This window comes from Yersinia artesiana, from assembly GCF_902726545.1.
GTDB classification, from domain to species: Bacteria; Pseudomonadota; Gammaproteobacteria; order Enterobacterales; family Enterobacteriaceae; genus Yersinia; species Yersinia artesiana.
The window spans coordinates 41,275-61,744 of sequence record NZ_CACVAD010000029.1 but is presented as its reverse complement, the minus strand read 5'-3'; the positions used below and the strand labels follow the sequence as shown (position 1 = coordinate 61,744).

The following is a 20,470-nucleotide window of genomic DNA, read 5'->3' as shown; positions in this document are numbered from 1 at the left end:
ACCTAAATAAGATGATTTACTCTTTTTTAATATCATCATTCGATAGTGCTTTAATTATCACGCTAATTACATTCTGACATTATAATGCATGGATTCCTCCCTCAAAGCGCCGGAAAGAACCCCCAGCGCTATAGGAGAGTAATAATAGCGATTATTTCATACTGCCAACCATATCTTCTGGCCTAACCCATTCATCAAATTGCTCATCAGTAACATAACCTAGCTTCAGAGCCGCGGCTTTAAGGGTCAGCCCCTCTTTATGCGCTTTCTTGGCAATTTCGGCCGCCTTGTCATAACCAATATGAGTATTCAGCGCAGTAACCAACATCAGTGATTCATTCAGTAGCTGACTAATACGGTCGCGATTAGGTTCAATGCCAACCGCGCAATGCTCGTTAAAACCGCGCATACCGTCGGCCAGCAGACGAATAGATTGCAGGAAGTTATGAATCACCAGCGGGCGGAACACATTCAACTCAAAGTTACCGGACGCCCCGCCAATATTAACCGCCACGTCGTTACCCATCACCTGTGCGCATAACATGGTCATCGCTTCACATTGGGTCGGATTGACTTTACCCGGCATGATTGAACTGCCCGGTTCATTCTCAGGAATGGAGATCTCGCCGATGCCGCAACGGGGGCCTGAAGATAACCAGCGCACATCATTGGCAATTTTCATCAGCGAAGCTGCTAAACCTTTCAATGCGCCGTGCCCCTGCACTAATGCATCACAGGTTGCTAATGCCTCAAATTTATTCGGCGCGGTAACAAAAGGTTGCTGGGCTAATGCGGCAATCTCATTGGCGACGCGCACCGCATATTCCGGATGAGTATTTAGCCCCGTCCCAACGGCAGTGCCGCCTAGCGCCAGTTCGCAAAGGTGAGGAATGGTGGCTTCAATATGTTGTATGTTGTGTGTCAGCATCGCCACCCAGCCGGAAATCTCCTGCCCCAGCGTCAGTGGCGTGGCGTCTTGTAAATGCGTCCGGCCAATCTTCACAATGTCGCGATAAGCTTCGGCTTTATTTCTCAGGGTCTGTTGCAATGTTTTCAGTTCAGGTAACAGATGCTCTCTTAAGCCAATAACTGCGGCGACATGCATTGCAGTTGGGAATACATCATTTGAACTTTGGCTTTTATTCACATCATCATTAGGGTGAACCAGACGATGATTACCTCGCTCGCCCCCTAACAATTCACTGGCCCGATTGGCCAGCACCTCATTCATATTCATATTGGTTTGCGTGCCAGAGCCGGTTTGCCAAATAGAGAGCGGAAACTCGCTGGCATGTTCGCCATTCAAAACCTCATCTGCCGCGCGCATAATCGCTTTTGCCCGCTCGGCGGGTAGCAAGCCCAGATCCATATTCACCTGAGCGGCGGCGCGTTTGGTCAATGCCAGCGCGTGAATCAGTGCCGTCGGCATCTTCTCTTGTGAAATACGAAAATGTTCCAGTGAGCGCTGGGTTTGTGCGCCCCATAATTGGCTGGCTGGTACATCGATAGGCCCCATTGAGTCCTTTTCACTGCGGGTGGTCACCATCACTGTCTCCTTAGCATATGAATAGAAGGTTGTAGTATGACCTGTATATGATGGCATATTTATCGCCACCGTTATGCGATTGATTCGCATTTCTCTCATTTAGTCATATTCGTTGATAAGACGAATTGCATTACCTCTTGCAACCCCTTTGGCCCCATTGTTTACTAAGGGACGATTTTTATCAGGGCGATGAGTTTCGCCCGGTTCAACGGCAGATGACCTCTATGCAAAAAATGAAAAATGCAGTACAAAATTACGCCTGGGGCAGTACCGATGCGCTCACCGAGCTTTACGGCATAGCCAATCCGCAAGGTAAACCTATGGCGGAATTATGGATGGGCGCTCATCCCAAAAGCAGTTCTGAAGTTGCGGATGCCAACGGCCAATGGCATTCATTGCGCGATGTGATTGAGCAGCAACCTGATACCATTTTAGGGCACCAGGTATTTCAGCGTTTTGGTGAGCTCCCCTTCCTATTCAAAGTGCTGTGTGCCGCCCAGCCATTATCCATTCAGGTGCATCCAAGTAAGGCTGCGGCAGAAATTGGCTTTGCCAAAGAGAATCAGGCCGGTATCCCGCTGGATGCCGCCGAGCGAAATTATAAAGATGCCAACCATAAGCCTGAGTTGGTTTATGCCCTAACACCCTTCCAGGCCATGAATGGTTTCCGCACTTTGGATGATATTGCGGCCCTGCTCCAGCCATTAGCCGCCGCTCATCCGGATATCGCAGCATTTCTACGCTCCCCTGATACCGAACATTTAGCCACCTTATTTGCCAGTTTGCTGAGTATGGCGGGCGAAGAGAAAACCCGTGCTTTGGGGATATTGAAAGCGGCACTGAATAACCAATTGGGTGAGCCGTGGGATACTATTCGCAGTATTTCGCGTTTCTACCCCGATGACAGTGGTTTGTTCTCCCCGTTGTTGCTGAATGTGGTCACTCTGCAACCGGGCGAGGCCATGTTCTTGTATGCTGAAACCCCTCATGCCTACCTTAACGGTGTGGCGCTGGAAGTGATGGCAAATTCGGATAACGTATTACGCGCGGGACTGACCCCTAAGTTCATTGATATCCCTGAATTAATGGCTAACCTGCAATTTATCCCGAAACCTGCTGCCAGCTTGCTGACTACACCAAAACAACAAGGCAATGAGTTAGTATTCCCCATCCCTGTTGAGGATTTTGCTTTTTCATTGCATACCTTAACGCCAGAGCCACAGGAATTGGCGCAAAACAGTGCTGCCATTGTATTTTGTGTGCAAGGTCAGGCGATTTTGAAAAAGCAACAGCAAGAAATCACCTTGCAACCCGGTGAGTCCTGTTTCATTTCGGCTAATGAATCGCCAATCACCGTCCACGGCAGTGGCTCAATTGCCCGGGTTTACAACGCAGGGTGAACGAAGTGACTTGTTTTATTGTCTATTGCTGGCATTTTGCTATTGCGATGGTTAAATTTCCCCATCGCAATAATATTTGTGAATAATTAATCTAGGCCTATATTAATTTGTTTGGTGTATCAGAAAAGGATGAACACAATAATGAAAAAATCGTTAGTGGCGGTTAGCGTCATAGTGGTACTTGGCGCAGCATGGACTGGGGCCTCATGGTACACCGGCAAATTGATTGAACAACGTATGGGCGAATTGGTTAATAACGCCAATGACCAGATCAGAACCTTGCTGCCTAAAGCTGGCGTGAAGTTCGCTTATAAAGATTACCAACGTGGCCTGTTCAGTAGCCAGGTGCGCTATGTGTTGCAAGCAGATAGCAGCGTTGCAGGTGAAAAGGCCTTGAAAGAAGGTGAAGAAGTCGCATTCATCGAAACTATCGATCATGGCCCTTTCCCATTAGCACAGTTAAAAAGATTCAATCTGATCCCCAGCATGGCATCAGTGCATAGCGAGCTGGCGAATACCCCAGCATTGAAAAAGCTGTTTGAAGTCACTAAAGGCCAATCACCGTTTACAGCGGATTCGCGCATTTCATACAGCGGTGATACCTCTTCTGCCATTACGTTTATTCCGATTGATTATCAGCAAAACGCCACCAGCATGAAATTTTCTGGTGCTAAAATTGATGCTGATGTCTCCCGCGATCTGCGTGATGTCACCATGAGTGGTTCGAGTGATAGCCTGGTTTTCGCCAGCAAAAATCAGTGGGATCAAGTTGAGCAATTTAGTCTGCAAGGTTTGGTGATTAAAAGTGACACCAATATCGGCAAGTTTGATCTCAGTATTGGTTCCCAACAACTGGGGATCAAACAAATTGGCTTCAGTATTGATGGCAAAGAGATCGCAACACTGGTGGGCTTTAACCTGAATACTCAATTGGGCGAAACCGACAAAGACTTGAACGGCAAGCTGACTTACACCCTGGACGCACTAAAAATTCAGGATAATGACTTCGGCTCCGGCAAATTGGCTTTCGCCTTCGACAAACTTGACGGTCAAAGCTTGAAGCAGTTTACCAACGCCTATAACCAGCAAGTGCTGAAGGCTGTTCAGGCGGGTGAAAACCTCGATCCCGTTGCTTATCAAGAGCAAATGACCGAGATGCTGATTGCTAATCTGCCCGCTTTGCTGAAAGGCAATCCAACCATGAGCATAGCGCCACTGAGTTGGAAAAATGCCAAAGGCGAAAGTACCTTCACTCTGAACATCGCGCTGACTGATCCGGCACAAGCCAAAGCTGGTAGTGAGCCGATGCTGGCGCAATCAGTGAAAAAAGTCGATGCAACATTGACTATTCCAATGGCTATGGCCACGGAACTAACCACTCAGGCCGCACGCCTGCAAGGTTATAACCAGGAAGAAGCACAAAAACTGGCACAGCAGCAAGTTCAGGGCATTGCGGCCATGGGCCAGATGTTTAAACTGACGACCACTAAAGATGATGTTATTAGCAGCAGCTTCCACTTTGCTGATAACCAGGTCGATTTGAATGGTCAGAAGATGTCACTGCAAGAATTCGTGGGCCTGTTTGGCATGTTCGGTGGCGCACCGGCTGAAGAAGATTCCGGCACGGAATCTGAAGAGGTGCCCGTCGCACCAGCTGCACCAGCGCAATAAATATTGAATCTTAACACCATGAATAAACGGGGCCAGATGGCTCCGTTTTTTTATCTGAAAATAAGTCGTTTCTAACCAATAAGCAGTACATGCTCGTTTTATTAAAGAGAGAGATAACACAATAACTTATGTTATATTTTTCTCCAAGACAAGGCATCGCCTGTGATCCCTCCTAAATCTGGCCTCCCACTTTATAGTGCGAACAACATCAATCTGGAAGAAAATTCTACGGTTTATTTTTCTGTCAGTTCGCAACAAAAAAAATTAGTCAAAAAAATAACTCAGATAACAAACGATCAATTTATAATCGAGTTATATATGAAAATGAGATCTCCTGCCGAGAAACAGGCTAATGTACCCATCGTCAACCACGTAACACTCTCATTTACTTTAAATAAAGACAGTTTTGTTATTGATAGCACCACAAACCTGATAAGAAATACTCTTGCTGCCAATAAGTCTACGGCAAAGAAATCTACCCCTGTGCATTCGAAGAAAAAACACACAAAAAAACCATACACCTGCACTAAGAATATCAGTATAAAACATGAGTATTTTATCAAAGCAATCTGTCGGTACTTTCTTGTTTATAGAAAGAAAAACCATCATGAAATACTTGATATCTTGCTTTAAGATAAAACTATGAATAAGGTTTTATGCATGTTAACCCGCACCAGACAATAGTGGTTCGCCCTAAGTTCAGGCCGACCCTCGGCGGATCAGCACCGGCGGTAATATCACGTTTTGTAATTGCAAATCTACCCCGGCAATACGCTGAAGTAACCGCTGCCCGGCGCTGTAACCAATCTCTCTGGCGGAACTAGTGATAAAGGTCAATGGTGGTTCGGTCAGCTCTGCTGCTGGCACATCACCAAAACCAATCAATGCCACTTGCTGATCGAGATAAGTATCTACTCCCGCACTGCCAATCGTCCTGCCAGTGCGTAAAATACCAAAATAGGCTCCCAGTGCGATGGATGCCTGATGGCAGACAATCGCACTGACATTAGGGTGACGCCGTAATAGCTCTTCTGCTGCATCAGCCGCCGCCTGTTGCTGACCATCACATTCGACCACCCATTCCGAACGAAACGGTAGCCCATACTGCACCAAAGTGGCACAAAAGCCCCCGAGCCGCTCAGCGCGCGTCAGCGAGTGCGAATGCCCCCCCAGATAGGCAATTTGCCGATGACCACGGCCAATCAGAAACTCGGTCGCCATTTTAGCGGCTTGCATATTATCAGGGCGCACCACATCGACACCGTCCAGCACATTGGAACGGGCGGCACAAATCAGTGGAATATCATGCTCAGCCGCCTTTTCTTGTAGCCCCATCTCCCGCTTGGCCCCACCGCCCAGCACCAAACCATCGACGCCTTGGTCGATAAGGGTGTCAAAACAACGCAGCAATCCCTTACCGTCTCGGCCACTTTGCGTCAGGAATAACAGCTTGCCCTCGGCTTCAATCGCCTCACTTAATCCCGCGGTCATTTCCGCATAAAAAGGATCGCCAATATCACGCACAATCAGGCCAATGACACCTGACTCCCCGCCGCGTAACTGTGCCGCCTGGCGGTTACGGACATAGCCTAACTGTTCGATTGCCTGATTAACCCGCTCGGCTGTCGCCGGAGAGATCCGCCCTTTGCCACTGATCGCTAACGAAACAGTCGCCACAGAGACGCCAGCAAATTTAGCTACATCGGTGATTGTCGTTTTTTTAGTTGTCATGCCAAAAAATAAGCCAAGTTAAACGTTTAATCTGATGATTTACTCTAATACAAAAATAGGATCAGTAATTGTGACTTATCACTCATATTATCTGGGTTAAACGTTTTATCTTATTTTACCTCCAGACAGGGAGGCGAAATAGTCGCCATTATCCATCAGCAATGGCGTTTTTAACATCAGGTATGTGCCAGTACAGGAGTCACTATGTCAGCGGCAAAAAAACAAAAAATTACGCTGTGGGAGTTTTTCCAGAGTTTAGGGAAAACCTTCATGCTACCGGTCGCCTTGCTCTCCTTCTGCGGGATCATGCTGGGTATCGGCAGTTCACTTAGCAGTAAAGATGTCATCACCCTATTGCCCTTTATTGGTCACCCGGCCTTCCAGCTATTGTTTACCTGGATGAGTAAGGTTGGTTCATTCGCCTTTAGCTTCTTACCGGTCATGTTCGCCATCGCGATCCCACTGGGTATGGCGCGTGAAAACAAAGGGGTGGCAGCATTCTCCGGTTTCGTTGGTTTTGCCGTACTGAATCTGGCAACTAACTTTTACCTGACCACCAGCGGCGTATTACCGACAACTGACCCACTGGTCCTGAAAACACATAACATTCAGAACATATTGGGCATCCAGTCCATCGATACCGGTATTTTAGGCGCGGTGATCGTGGGGATAATTGTTTATTTACTGCATGAACGTTTCAATACCATTCGCTTACCTGATGCATTAGCCTTCTTTGGTGGTACCCGTTTCGTGCCGATCGTCACCACCGTGGTGCTCGGCTTGGTGGGTTTGTTGATCCCACTGATCTGGCCTTGGTTTGCACTAGGCATCAATGGCTTAGGCCGTTTGATTAACGGCGCTGGTATGTTCGGGCCGATGATTTTCGGCAGCGGCGAGCGCTTATTGTTGCCATTCGGCCTGCATCATATCTTAGTGGCATTGATCCGCTTCACCGAAGCGGGCGGCACGATGGATGTGTGCGGTCATAGTGTTAGCGGCGCGTTAACTATTTTCCAGGCGCAATTATCTTGCCCTACCACCACCGGTTTCTCTGAAAGTGCCACTCGCTTCCTGTCGCAAGGTAAAATGCCCGCGTTTCTCGGCGGCCTGCCAGGTGCAGCACTGGCAATGTATCATTGTGCTAAGCCAGAAAATCGCCATAAAATTAAAGGGTTGTTGATTTCGGGTGTCGTTGCTTGTGTTATCGGCGGCACCACAGAACCCATTGAGTTCCTGTTCCTGTTTGTTGCCCCGTTCCTGTATTTGATCCATGCCATCCTGACTGGGCTGGGCTTTACTGTGATGGCACTATTAGGGGTGACCATCGGTAATACTGACGGTAATATCATTGATTTCGTGGTATTTGGCATTCTGCATGGTACCGCAACCAAATGGTACTGGGTGCCTGTCGTTGCCGGGATCTGGTTTGTGGCTTACTACTGTATTTTCCGTTTTGCTATTCAGCACTTCAATATCAAAACACCGGGTCGTGAGAATGAAACCACCGCCAGCAGCAATGCAGAAAAAGCAGCCAGTGGCGCTGTTAGTGGTAAATCCGGCTATAACTCCCCTGCTATCTTGGCTGCTCTGGGTGGTGCCGATAATATCGTCTCATTGGATAACTGTATTACGCGCTTACGCATGTCGGTTAAGGATATGAATTTAGTAGATAAAGAGGCATTGAAAGCCAATCGTGCCATTGGTGTCATTCAGCTCAATGACCACAACCTTCAAGTTGTTATCGGCCCACAAGTGCAATCAGTGAAAGATGAATTAGACTCACTGATAGGGAATGGTCAATTTGCCATGTCATAAGAAGCCAAACTCAGTGAGTGAAGGGTTGACCGCACCTCGGGGCGCTCCGGCGACTGCGTCGCTACGACCCCAACGGCACGTTTCCCCTTCATTTAACTTTCTATAAATAGGTTTGTCATTAACTGCCACGGGGTACTCTGATACCCCGTTTTTTCATAAGCGAGATGCTGATGTTTGATTTCTCCACCCCCGTCGATCGCCACGGCACCTGGTGTACCCAGTGGGACTATATTGCTGACCGCTTTGGTGCTGCGGATTTGCTGCCCTTCACTATCTCAGATATGGATTTCCCTACCGCTCCGGTTATTTTGCAAGCACTCAATCAGCGCATCGGACACGGTGTGCTGGGGTACAGTCGCTGGCAACATGAAGATTTTCTCGGCGCAATCCGCCACTGGTATCTGCAACGTTTTCATTGTCATATTGATACATCAATGGCGGTCTATGGGCCGTCGGTCATCTATATGGTGGCCCAACTGATTCGCTGCTGGTCGGCACCCGGTGATTTCGTCGTCACCCACACCCCCGCTTATGATGCTTTTTACAAAGTGATCCTCGGCAATCAGCGCCAATTACTCAGTTGCCCGCTGCATAAAGTCGATAATCAGTGGCAGTGTGATATGGCACATCTGGAAGCATTACTGGCGCGCCCGCAAACCAAAATATTGTTACTGTGCAGCCCGCATAACCCAACTGGCAAGGTCTGGACAGCAGCAGAACTCACCCAAATGGCCGAGTTATGTGAGCGCCATCAGGTCAAGGTTATCAGTGATGAGATTCACATGGATATGACGTGGGGTAATCAAGCGCATACGCCATGGAGTCAGGTGGGGCTAACACCCTGGGCCTTACTGACTTCGGGTTCCAAGACATTTAATATTCCGGCGCTCACGGGGGCTTACGGTTTTATCAGTGATACTGAAACTCGTGAAACCTATAGCCAAATGTTAAAGGGCCGTGATGGCCTCTCTTCTCCTGCTGTTTTAGCTATCGTGGCGCACATTGCGGCCTACCGCCAGGCTGAACCCTGGTTGGACGAATTACGCAATTATCTGCAAGCCAATCTGGCTTATGTTGCTCAGCGATTGAATGAAGCATTTCCCACATTAAACTGGCAGCCACCGCAGGCAACCTATTTGGCGTGGATAGATTTGCGACCATTAAATATTGACGATAATCAATTGCAGAGCGTGCTAATCGAGCAACAGAAAGTCGCCATTATGCCCGGCTTTACTTACGGTGAAGAAGGCCGTGGCTTCCTACGCTTTAATGTCGGTTGTTCGCGCAGTAAAGTTGCAGCCGGAATGGATAAACTCATTAATGGGATCCGGTTTTTACAGGGCGAATAGCAAGTTTGCGTCGGTTATAACTGGTTGTTAATCTGGCGAATAAATATAAGAATGTGGCTCCCCAGTGGAATGGCCGCATTCATTTATTTATAGGAAACAAGGACTTGTACCTAGAATAACAACCATGAATTTTATAACTGCTCGTTATGGTGAGTTCATTTTTCATCGACTGGATTCTTCGATCGACGATCATGATTTCATTATAATTTTCTCTGAGGCTGTCATTATTGATGAAGGAGGAAGAGGATATGCAATCAAAACACCTCGATTTTATGATACTGCAGCGTAAAAAAGAAGGAATGAAACGCGCCAAAGCTGCGTTTGTTGCAGCGGAGAAAAATGGAACATTACAAGTGTTGAAATCGCCTTTCTCTCCACAGTAATACGATTTACAGGCACCTTTTGCAGGATAAAAAGGTGCTAAAATGAGAGTTTCATCACTTTTTTATGTAACGCGGTGGATATTTTCACTGATTTGTTTTTATAATGTTCTGCACTTAATCCATAATAATCCAGTGAGTGCACATATGATTGACCCCCGCCTTCCTTTGACTGACATTCATCGCCACCTTGACGGCAATATTCGTGCGCAAACTATTTTGGATCTGGGACGTCAGTTCAATCTGTCGCTGCCTGCTGATGAGTTAGAGGCTCTGCGCCCGCATGTTCAAATCACTAAAACCGAACCTGATTTAATTAGCTTCCTGCAGAAACTGGATTGGGGCGTCGCTGTTTTAGGCTCTTTGGAAGCCTGTCGCCGCGTGGCTTATGAGAACGTCGAAGATGCCGCCAATGCGGGCTTACATTATGCCGAGCTGCGTTTCTCTCCGTTTTATATGGCGATGAAGCATCAGCTACCCGTCGCCGGTGTAGTTGAAGCCGTTATTGATGGCATTCAATCTGGTTGTCGTGATTTTGATATGGATATTCGTCTCATTGGTATTCTTAGCCGCACTTTTGGTGAGCAAGCCTGTCTGCAAGAGTTGGATGGTTTGCTGGCGCATCGTGATGCTATTACTGCGCTGGATCTGGCGGGTGATGAGCTGGGTTTCCCTGGTGGGCTATTCCGCAGTCACTTTAACCGCGCACGCGATGCCGGTTTGCGGATTACCGTCCATGCCGGTGAAGCCGCTGGCCCTGAGAGCATCTGGCAGGCTATTCGCGAGTTAGGGGCGGAACGTATCGGTCACGGTGTTAAAGCTGTAGAAGATATCAAACTGATGGATTATTTGGCTGAGCATAATATTGGGATTGAATCCTGTCTGACATCCAATATCCAAACCAGCACCGTGGCATCACTGGCCACTCACCCATTAGCCACCTTCTTGCGCCATGGCGTATTAGCCTCTATCAACACTGATGATCCTGCGGTTCAAGGAGTTGAAATAGCTAATGAGTATCATGTTGCCGCACCAGCCGCTGGCCTGACGCCACAAGAAATTCGTCAGGCGCAAGAAAATGGCCTGACAATGGCCTTTATCAGTGAGCAAGAAAAGCAGGCCTTGCGCGACAAAGTTCGCAACTAAACAGCAGGATATAAAAAAGCGCGTATCACTAAAAAGTTCTACGCGCTTCGAGTCACTAACAAAGCCAAATGAAGGGGAAACGTGCCGTTGGGGTCGTAGTGGCGTGAGCCACCGGAGCGCCTCTGGCTACGGTTACCCCTTCGATAACTGAAGTTGGCCAGTTACAATGTCTCGTGTGTTTTCGCAGTGAGCATTTCCGCATTCTCTCTGGCGACCCGTTTGGCGTAGCGCTGCGCCAATACCGCACAAACCATCAATTGAACCTGATGGAATATCATCAACGGCAATACCATAACCCCCACGACCGAGGCAGGAAACAGCACATTAGCCATCGGAATTCCATTAGCCAGACTTTTCTTCGAGCCGCAGAACACAATGGTAATTTCATCAGCAGTGTTGAAGCCCAACCAACGGGCAGCCAACGTATTGACGACCAACACCAATGTCAGCAAAACCATTGAACAAACCAATATTGCCAGCAAAGACCAGCCGTCGATTTGGTGCCAAATCCCCTGCACTACCGCCTCACTGAAAGCAACATAAACCACCAATAAAATTGATGACCGGTCAGTGATATTAACCAGTTTCTTATGACGCTCAACCCATTTAGCAATCAGTGGACGTGATAAGTGACCGACAATAAACGGCACCATCAATTGCATGATGATAGATCCGATAGCATGCAAAGTATCAGTATCGCCCCCCTGGGTATGCATCAGCATTCCCACCAGAATCGGTGATAAAAACACACCGAGAATACTGGACGCCGATGCACTACATATGGCAGCGGCTACATTGCCCCCGGCTACTGAGGTATAGGCGATGGCCGATTGCACCGTCGCTGGCAATGCACACAGATAGAGGAACCCCAGATACAGCGTTGGCGTTAGCACCCCAGGAACCAACACATTCATCCCCAATCCCAGTAGCGGAAACAGAGCGAACGTGCTGAGGAATACCACCAAATGCAGTTTCCAATGCCCCATGCCGGAGACTATCGCTGCGCGGGACAGCTTGGCACCGTGCATAAAGAACAGTAATGCGATAGCTGCCGTCGTCAGGTGCTCAAACCATACTTTGACCTCACCCTCACAAGGGAAAATCGAGGCAATTATAACGACCAGTATGAGTACCAATAAGAACTTATCGATTCGTAAGCGTTGTAACCAAGACATGCAAAAGTATTCCTTCAATATACCCTTCGCTCTAGAAGCTGCGGGGGTGTTAGCTACGCTTACTCACCCGAATCACTTACTGATGTAAGCTCATCGGGATTTGTTCGCTTGCTGCCTACCCGCAACTCCAATAGCTTTGGGTATAGTTTAAAAAAAACGCAGAGGTCTAACTCAATTTGCCGTGACAACTGGCAGCGTTTTTTTCTGTTGATCAGAGGCAATGCCCAACTCAATCAACTCCATCACCGTAATCGCTTCAGATGCTGGCACCGGATTGGCTGCCGTGCCCAAGATGGCTTCACGGATCCCAGCATAGTAAGCAGGATAGTTACCCGGTATTGTCAGCAAAGGTTTCTCGGCCAGCACACCATTATGTGACAGTGTCACGATACCATCGCGCATGTCATAGCCCCAGTCAGCCTGCGGTAAACGCTCGCCAGCTTTTAGTCGGTCTTCCTGTGGGTCTAAACCAAATTTAATGTAGCTGCCTTGCATACCGTGGACGATATAACGCGCAGTTTCTGCCGCCGCCAAAACCGTGCCATGTAACACCACACGTTGATCCGGATAGCTGAGAATGGCATGGAAGTAGTCAACCGACTGCGCCCCTGGACGTAGCATTCCTAAATCCACATTTAAGCTGTCTGGCAAACCAAAGAGTTGCAGCGCTTGATCCAGTAAATGCGGCCCCAGATCGTACCAAATACCGCTGCCAGCACCACCATCCTCACGCCAGCGCTGGCGGATTTCAGGACGATAACGGTCAAAGTGAGATTCAAAATAGACGACTTTCCCCAGCGAACCTTCCGCCAGTAGTGTTTTTAATGTCAGAAAATCACTGTCCCAGCGGCGATTGTGGAATACGGATAATAGCAGCCCGGCTTCGTCAGCCTGTTGCTTCAGATCTCGCGCTTGTGACAGTGTAATGGTAAACGGTTTATCGACCACCACATGTTTACCGGCTGCCAGAGCCTGTTGAGCCAAAGGGAAATGGGTATCATTGGGGGTTGGAATAACGATGAGATCAATTGAAGAGTCATTAAATAAGACTTGCGGGTCAGCAACGACAGTCATTGACGGCCAATCTGCATGAACTTTACTGGCATCACTGCTAGAAACCCCCGCCAGTTCCAGCCCAGGCGTCCCAACTATCAGTGGAGCATGGAATGTTTTACTGGCGTAGCCATAACCCAGTAAACCCACTTTTATATTTTCAGCCATCACATATTTCCTCTTGCCCGGTATCACTCGATACAATCGATTTGACACTATGATGATTCCCGCGACAAGAGGTAATTTTTTGCTTCACAGGATAAGCGGTATTAAACCCGTACCATGCCCTCGGCATTCTCGCGCCATTCGGGATGGCGTAAGCTGCGTTGTGGGTAATTGGTTTCAATGCTGCGACGCCTGAAATCACTGGGGCTAACCCCCACACGTTTGCGGAATACTCGGGAAAAGTAAAGCTGGTCGTCATACCCCACCACTCGACCAATAGTCGCGATCGGCTCTTGCGTGGTTTGCAGTAATAATTTAGCGCGGATCACCCGCTGGTCTTCGCGCCAGCGCAAGATATTAATCCCCACTTGCTCGCGAAACAGGTGCGCCAAGCGTGACGGTGACAAACAGACATGGCGGGCAACTTCATCAATGCGCAACTCACCGGCTAAATTGCCGGTGATAAATTGGCAGGCCTCGATCACCCGCGGATCCATAATACGTTGCGGGCTGAGAGGATCTTCTTCCATTGCACGCAGCAACAGCCGCTCCAGCAAGTTCATCCCTAACTCTTCACCAAAGCGCCGCCCAGATTTTTGCGTCTGTTCTATATTGGCAAACAGGCGATCAAATTCCAGCAGCAAGTTATTGTTGGGTAAGGATAAACGCCCTACTTCATGGGTTTTACTGTGCCACTCCAACCAATCTGCCCAATAGGCCCGAGGCCGGAAATAGACCCAGCGATGATACCAACAATCACTGTTCGGTGAGCGGCCATAATAATGTGCCACTTTAGGCGGAAAGAGCAGCAAATCACCGGGATTACTGTAAAAGGTGTTTTCACCATCAAAAATCTTGCCCTGACCCTTAATGGTCAGATTCAAGATATAACCTTTCATGCCGCCGGGCCGGTCGATGAAAAAATCGAGTGGTCCATCAGCCAGAATCGGGGTTAATCCAGCCACCAGATAAGCGTTAAAGGTGTAGCCTGGCAGCAAGGGATTAGGTTGCGGTTCCTGAACCATTCGATGGTACATTGAGTCTCCTTGGTGTCATTTCCTAATTGGTATTCGCCTATACCCATTTATATTTGAGTTTATCGGGCAGATTTCAAATCTGCCCGATAGTGATCACAGAATTGTGAGCCACGGTGGATTTTTATGGACTTTCCTGTCATCCGTGCGTTTATACCGTCCGTTTAGCTAGCTGTTTGTAACGGTCGAAGATAACCGCTGCCAGCAGGATCAAGCCACGCACCACATATTGTGAGAACGGAGAAATATTCAGTAGGTTCATGGCATTTTCCACTGTCCCCAGAATCAAAATACCGGCGATAACATAGGAGATTTTGCCAATCCCACCTTTGAGCGAGACCCCACCGAGCACACAAGCGGAGATGACTATCAACTCATAACCAATTGAGGTCATCGGCTGACCACTGGTCATACGTGACGCCAGAATGATCCCCGCAGCGGCGGATACCAAACCAGACAACACAAAGATAATGATTTTGGTGCGTACCACCGGCACACCCGCTAAGCGCGCAGCATCTTCATTGCCGCCGATCGCCAGTGTATTGCGGCCAAAGGTGGTTTTATTCAACAAGAAACCGAACAGCGCCAGACAAGCAATAGTGATCCAGATCGGAGCGGGCAAACCCAGCCAGTTGGTGTAACCGAGCGCGAAGAAACGCTCATCTTCGATACCCACCGCTTTACCATCAGAAATGATGTAAGCCAGGCCACGAACAATCTGCATGGTCGCCAGCGTGGTGATTAGGGCGTTGATTTTTAAGCGGGCAATGACAAAGCCGTTGATCAGACCACACAGTGCGCCCAGTAACAAACCCGCCCCCACCCCCAGCCATAAGCTTTCGGTCATATTGATGACCACCGCGGTGGTGACCCCCGCACAAGCAATAACCGAGGCGACGGATAAGTCAAAATCACCGGATGCCAGGCAAAACAGCATGCCACACGCCACCATTCCGGACATCGAGATAGCCAGCCCCAACCCTTTCATGTTGATAAAGGAGCCAAAGTTAGGCACAAAGATGACACAGCCAATAAACACCACGGCGAACACCACCAGCATGCCGTAGCTATCCCAAATACGAGACAGACCCAATCCCCCTTTAGCCGGGGCCTCTTGCGGTGGCTGAGGTGATGCTGGGGTTTTCTTATCTGAACTTAACGTCACGCTGGACATGGATGTATTCATTATATTCTCCTTCACAATCAGGCCACCGCAGGTGCGGTATCCGTCGCCATATTTGGGGTACGTAGCATCGCCAGACTGAGCGCTTGCTCTTCAGTGGCATAACCGTGATCTAACTCTCCGGAGATGGCCCCTTCACGCATCACCACAATTCGGTCTGCCAGCCCAAGAACCTCTGGCAAATCACTTGACGCAAACAGCACAGCAATGCCCTGTTTCGCCAGTTCATAAATCACGTTATAGATTTCATGCTTGGCCCCAACGTCAATACCGCGTGTCGGTTCATCCAACAGGATCACTTTCATATCCTCAGATAACCAGCGGCCCAAAATGGCTTTCTGCTGATTTCCTCCGGAGAGATTCATAATCAACTGCTGAGGGCCAGGGGTTTTGATATTCAAGGACTGAATGCGTAGTGCGGCGTTCTCTTGTTCCCAGCGATTGTTAATCAGGCAGCCGGCGGTCAGTGTTTTGCGGCGGGCGCTGATATTGATATTGTCCTGCACCGAATGCACTGGAATGATACCGTCGGCTTTGCGATCTTCCGGGCACAGCATGACGCCGGCGGTAATGGCATCAATCGGGGAGCGAATAGTAAGCGGCTTGCCATCCAGTAACACCTGCCCACTGGTCAGTTTGGTGCCACCAAATAGCCCTTTAAGTAATTCGCTGCGCCCGGCACCGACCAGGCCAAACAAACCAACAATCTCACCCTGATGCACGGTTAAGCTAATAGGCGATTTCACGCCGATGGCTTTTACATCTTGCAATGTCAATCGTTCAGGGCCGATTTCACGCGGCTGGTAACCATAAATATCCCCCAGATTGCGCCCAACCATGGCTTGTACCAGCGAATCATTATTCACCTGCGCCATATCAGCAAAAGTGCGCACGTAGCGGCCATCTTTAAACACGGTAATGGCATCACTCAGCGCAAAGATCTCCTCCATGCGGTGAGAGACATACAAGATGACGCGCCCTTCAGCACGTAACTCACGGATCACCCGAAACAGTTGCTCGATTTCCCGTGCAGAAAGCGAACTGGTCGGCTCATCAAAGGCGATGATTTTGGCATTACGCGCCAGCGCCTTGGCAATTTCCACCATCTGCCATTGGCCGATGGAGAGATATTTGAGTGGAGTATCGGGGTCAATATCCAGCCCCAAATGTTTGAGTTGTAAGCTGGATTCATAACGTAGCAATTTACGGTCAACCATGCCCATCTTGGTGGGCAATTGGCCCAAATAGATATTTTCTGCCACCGTCATTTCCGGAACCAAATGCAGTTCCTGATAAATGATGGCCACTCCCGCATCCAGCGCTTCGGTGGTATTGGTAAAATGAACCGCTTTACCTTTAATGTGAATCTCCCCTTGAGTCGGGGTGTAATTGCCGCTGAGAATTTTTAGCAGGGTCGATTTTCCTGCGCCATTCTCCCCCATCAGGGCATGGATTTGACCGGCCTGACAGGTAAAGCTGATATCATCCAGCGCTTGCACACCGGGGAAACTTTTTCCGATGCCACAAAAAGCCAGATAAGGTGACTGTTCGGCTTCCAGCTCGGCTTGTAACGCAGAATGGAGTGCTGACATGATGGCTTCCTTGATAAAGTTTGGGTTGCACCGGGGCTAAATTTCAAACGGCCCCAGTGCGCCATAGCGTGCAGTGGAATTACATCAAGCCTTTCTTCTCTAACTCGGTTTTGAAGTTATCGCGGGTGATCAGCACCACATCAGTTACTTCAGTAAATTTCGCTGGCTCAACATCTTTGGTCACCCAGTCATGCAGCATCTGAATACTCTTGTAGCCATGGATATCAGGGCTTGGTAACAGAGAGCCATAGAAGCCCGTCGCCTGACCTTTGGACAGTTCGCTGACCGCATCAACCCCATTGATACCAATGCCGATCACATTCGGAGCCTTAAAGCCCTGACCTTCAGTAGCACGCACCCCACCCAATACGGTGTTGTCGTTCATCCCGACAATCAGCCAGTTTTTCACTTCAGGATGCTGCACTAACATCGAGTTAGCGGCATCGAATGCCCCTGGGATATCATTGGATTTGGTGGGAACTTTGTAGATCTGTTTTTCCGGGAAGCCCGCAGCTTTCAGTGCGTCCATTGAGCCAGAAGTGCGACGACGTGCAGTGTCCAGCTCATCAGAGGTAATCGCCATAACAGCAGTTTCCCCCGGTTGCCAGCCACGATTGTTCATCTCTTTCCACAGTTCCTGACCCTGACGTTCACCAATTTTGGTCGCCGCCATCATCACCAATGGTACGCTCTCCATGGGTTTGCCTTTGGCATTAACGAATTGATCGTCAACCGCGATCACTTTCAGGTTATAACTGCGAGCCTTAGCTTCAATGGCTGGCCCCAGTTTTGGATCTGGAGTACAGATAACAAAACCCTTCGCACCACTGGCGGCCAGGCTGTCGATGGCATTCAGGGTTTTTTCGCCATCAGGCACGGCAATTTTTATCACTTCAAAACCTAAATCTTTGCCCGCTTTATCGGCGAACTTCCATTCGGTCTGGAACCAGGGCTCTTCAGGCTGCTTGACCAAAAAGCCTAACTTCATGCTCTCGGCAATAGCTGAATGTGACATAACTGCCGCTAACCCAACCACTGCCAGCGCCTTAGTTAATTTATGCATAGTGTTCTCCGGTCTTTTTTTGTAGGAACAGACGTTTTTTGTGTGTTTACTCGTCAACCACCACAATCAATCGATTTTTAGTGGAAACGTTATCAGTCGTGTTTTTTAACTTCTGAGCGGTTATATGCGTTATTTAAAGCCACCTAACCTCATCACACCCGGTAAGACGGTGACAGTATTAACGTTAATTACGTGTCAGAATGTAGAGCGCTATCACATCCAGGGATTACAGTTTATTTATCCATGTATTCAGCAAATTTAACCTATTTCTAACTTTTGACTGACATCACAAAAACGCTATAGGAAGCAGAAAAGTACATACTTCCAGCTATTGGCTCCTCACCTGTTGCTACCACTCACTCCTATCTTTGTTAGCAATTTAATGAGTCAGGAGCAACTACCATGGCAGGCGACGTTATATCGGCAGACCGCCCTTTATCAGCAAAAGAGGCTATCTCGCTCGGGTTGGATTTTGGCAGCGATTCCGTCCGGGTATTGGCGGTGAATTGTCAGGATGGCACCGAGATAGATACTGAAGTTGTTTACTATCCGCGCTGGCAGCAAGGCCTCTACAGCCACGCGGCGCAAAACCAGTTCCGCCACCATCCCCTCGACTATATCGAAGCCATGGAGCAAGCTATTTGCCAAGTGGTGAGCCGCCTGTCAGTAGAACAACGCCAACAGATTATCGGTATCGGTGTGGATACCACCGGTTCCACCCCCGCACCGATAGATGCACAAGGTCAGATATTGGCATTGCGCCCTGATTTTGCTGACAACCCCAACGCCATGTTCGTATTATGGAAAGATCACACCGCCATAGAAGAAGCTGAGGAAATCAACCGGTTATGTCGCAGTGGCGAATTTGAGGATTATTCGCGCTATATCGGTGGGGTTTACTCTTCGGAATGGTTTTGGGCGAAAATTTTGCATGTCACACGCGCCGATAAAGCGGTGCGAGATGCTGCGGTGTCATGGATTGAGCTATGCGACTGGGTTCCCGCACTACTTTCAGGCACCACTGCCCCGAAAGATATTCAGCGTGGTCGGTGCGCTGCGGGGCATAAAAGCTTGTGGCACCCATCGTGGGGAGGATTACCACCGCGTGAATTCCTGGCCGCACTTGATAGTCGCCTTATCGAAAACCTCCAATATCCAATGTTCACTGATACCTATACCGCTGAACGTCCGGTCGGCCTGATTACTACTGAATGGGCCGAGCGTTTGGGGCTGCCTGCGACGGTGGTTATCTCCGGTGGTGCATTCGATTGTCATATGGGTGCCGTCGGTGCCGGTGCTCAACCTTATACTTTAGTTAAAGTTATCGGTACATCCACTTGTGATATTTTGATTGCTGATAAAGAGTTAGTCGGTGAGCGGGCTGTCGCCGGGATTTGTGGACAAGTAGAGGGTAGCGTGGTTCCCGGTTGGATTGGTATGGAAGCGGGCCAATCAGCATTTGGTGATATGTATGCCTGGTTCAGCCGTTTATTGAGCTGGCCTCTGCATCAAGCCGCACTGGCGCAGCCAGAATTACAACCACAGCTCAAACAGATTGAATCTACCCTGCTGGCTTCACTGACGGCTGAATGGGCTAAAAACCCCTCACTTGATAATCTGCCAGTGGTATTGGATTGGTTTAATGGCCGCCGCACCCCGAATGCCAATCAGCGCCTAAAAGGCGTTATCACTGATCTCAATCTGGGAACTGATGCTCCCACGCTGTTTGGCGGGTTTATCGCCGCCACCGCATTTGGTGCCCGCGCGATTATGGAATGCTTCGAACAGCAAAATATTCCGGTGGAAAACGTGCTGGCATTAGGCGGCATTGCGCGCAAATCGCCGGTTATCATGCAGGTTTGTGCTGATGTTATGAACCGACCGATCCAGATTGTGGCATCTGATCAATGTTGTGCCTTGGGGGCGGCGATTTTTGCCGCTGTTGCCGCTGGTGTGTTTGCTGATGTGCCAACGGCGCAACAGCATATGGCGTGTCAGATTGAACGTACCCTGACGCCCAATGCCGCACAAGTTGCCCGCTATCAACAGCTTTATCAACGCTATCAACAGTGGTGTCTATCTGCTGAACCACACTACGCACCGGTAACCGAAGCGTGATTAACCGGCTGATTTATCACTTTATGTTGTATAAAAATTGATTAAATGG

Annotated in this window: 15 protein-coding genes; 7 read left to right on the top strand and 8 right to left on the bottom strand. The window is 48.9% G+C overall.

Features of this window, described 5'->3' with window-relative positions:
• Positions 1–151: 151 nt before the first annotated feature.
• On the bottom strand, positions 152–1,546 hold the full coding sequence (gene fumC, locus HU019_RS11745) for a class II fumarate hydratase (RefSeq protein ID WP_174849554.1): 1,395 nt from the start codon (positions 1,544–1,546) through the stop codon (positions 152–154).
• A 224-nt stretch (positions 1,547–1,770) separates the two neighbouring features.
• Between fumC and manA the strand changes: the two genes are divergently transcribed.
• Both manA and HU019_RS11735 read left to right on the top strand, forming a co-directional pair.
• Positions 1,771–2,946 (top strand): mannose-6-phosphate isomerase, encoded by a 1,176-nt coding sequence (gene manA, locus HU019_RS11740; protein WP_174849555.1) that lies wholly within the window; start codon positions 1,771–1,773, stop codon positions 2,944–2,946.
• A 141-nt stretch (positions 2,947–3,087) separates the two neighbouring features.
• Entirely contained in the window at positions 3,088–4,617 is a 1,530-nt protein-coding gene (locus tag HU019_RS11735) for a YdgA family protein (RefSeq protein ID WP_174849556.1), read from the top strand.
• Positions 4,618–5,316: 699 nt separating this feature from the next.
• On the opposite strand, the gene malI is transcribed toward HU019_RS11735, so the two are convergent.
• On the bottom strand, positions 5,317–6,348 hold the full coding sequence (gene malI / locus HU019_RS11730; protein ID WP_174849557.1) for a Mal regulon transcriptional regulator MalI: 1,032 nt from the start codon (positions 6,346–6,348) through the stop codon (positions 5,317–5,319).
• Between the two features lie 204 nt (positions 6,349–6,552).
• Here malI and malX point away from each other — a divergent pair, with 204 nt between their 5' ends.
• From malX to add, 4 genes are all read left to right on the top strand, one after another.
• A complete protein-coding gene (malX, locus tag HU019_RS11725) occupies positions 6,553–8,163 on the top strand; it encodes a maltose/glucose-specific PTS transporter subunit IIBC (protein ID WP_174849558.1) in 1,611 nt (536 codons plus the stop codon).
• Positions 8,164–8,333: 170 nt separating this feature from the next.
• Positions 8,334–9,512 carry a MalY/PatB family protein gene (locus HU019_RS11720; RefSeq protein ID WP_174849559.1) on the top strand — a complete coding sequence of 393 codons (1,179 nt, stop codon included), beginning with the start codon at positions 8,334–8,336 and terminating at the stop codon, positions 9,510–9,512.
• 248 nt (positions 9,513–9,760) lie between these two features.
• Positions 9,761–9,895 (top strand): hypothetical protein, encoded by a 135-nt coding sequence (locus HU019_RS20395; protein ID WP_265101917.1) that lies wholly within the window; start codon positions 9,761–9,763, stop codon positions 9,893–9,895.
• A 144-nt stretch (positions 9,896–10,039) separates the two neighbouring features.
• On the top strand, positions 10,040–11,038 hold the full coding sequence (gene add / locus HU019_RS11715; protein WP_174849560.1) for an adenosine deaminase: 999 nt from the start codon (positions 10,040–10,042) through the stop codon (positions 11,036–11,038).
• A 161-nt stretch (positions 11,039–11,199) separates the two neighbouring features.
• On the opposite strand, the gene HU019_RS11710 is transcribed toward add, so the two are convergent.
• The 6 genes from HU019_RS11710 to HU019_RS11685 form a co-directional block, all read right to left on the bottom strand.
• Positions 11,200–12,213, bottom strand: a complete 1,014-nt coding sequence (locus HU019_RS11710) for a bile acid:sodium symporter family protein (protein ID WP_174849561.1) — start codon at positions 12,211–12,213, stop codon at positions 11,200–11,202.
• A gap of 171 nt (positions 12,214–12,384) precedes the next feature.
• The gene (locus HU019_RS11705) at positions 12,385–13,434 is read right to left on the bottom strand and encodes an oxidoreductase (protein ID WP_174849562.1); all 1,050 of its coding nucleotides are present in this window, start codon (positions 13,432–13,434) and stop codon (positions 12,385–12,387) included.
• 101 nt (positions 13,435–13,535) lie between these two features.
• Complete coding sequence (araC, locus tag HU019_RS11700; RefSeq protein WP_174849563.1) at positions 13,536–14,468, bottom strand: arabinose operon transcriptional regulator AraC; 933 nt, start codon at positions 14,466–14,468, stop codon at positions 13,536–13,538.
• Between the two features lie 148 nt (positions 14,469–14,616).
• The gene (araH, locus tag HU019_RS11695; protein ID WP_174849573.1) at positions 14,617–15,639 is read right to left on the bottom strand and encodes an L-arabinose ABC transporter permease AraH; all 1,023 of its coding nucleotides are present in this window, start codon (positions 15,637–15,639) and stop codon (positions 14,617–14,619) included.
• Between the two features lie 29 nt (positions 15,640–15,668).
• Positions 15,669–17,240 carry an L-arabinose ABC transporter ATP-binding protein AraG gene (gene araG / locus HU019_RS11690; RefSeq protein ID WP_174849564.1) on the bottom strand — a complete coding sequence of 524 codons (1,572 nt, stop codon included), beginning with the start codon at positions 17,238–17,240 and terminating at the stop codon, positions 15,669–15,671.
• 79 nt (positions 17,241–17,319) lie between these two features.
• On the bottom strand, positions 17,320–18,303 hold the full coding sequence (locus tag HU019_RS11685) for an arabinose ABC transporter substrate-binding protein (protein WP_004715863.1): 984 nt from the start codon (positions 18,301–18,303) through the stop codon (positions 17,320–17,322).
• A 402-nt stretch (positions 18,304–18,705) separates the two neighbouring features.
• On the opposite strand from HU019_RS11685, the gene HU019_RS11680 reads away from it, so the two are divergent.
• Entirely contained in the window at positions 18,706–20,421 is a 1,716-nt protein-coding gene (locus HU019_RS11680; RefSeq protein WP_174849565.1) for a ribulokinase, read from the top strand.
• Positions 20,422–20,470 lie beyond the last annotated feature (49 nt).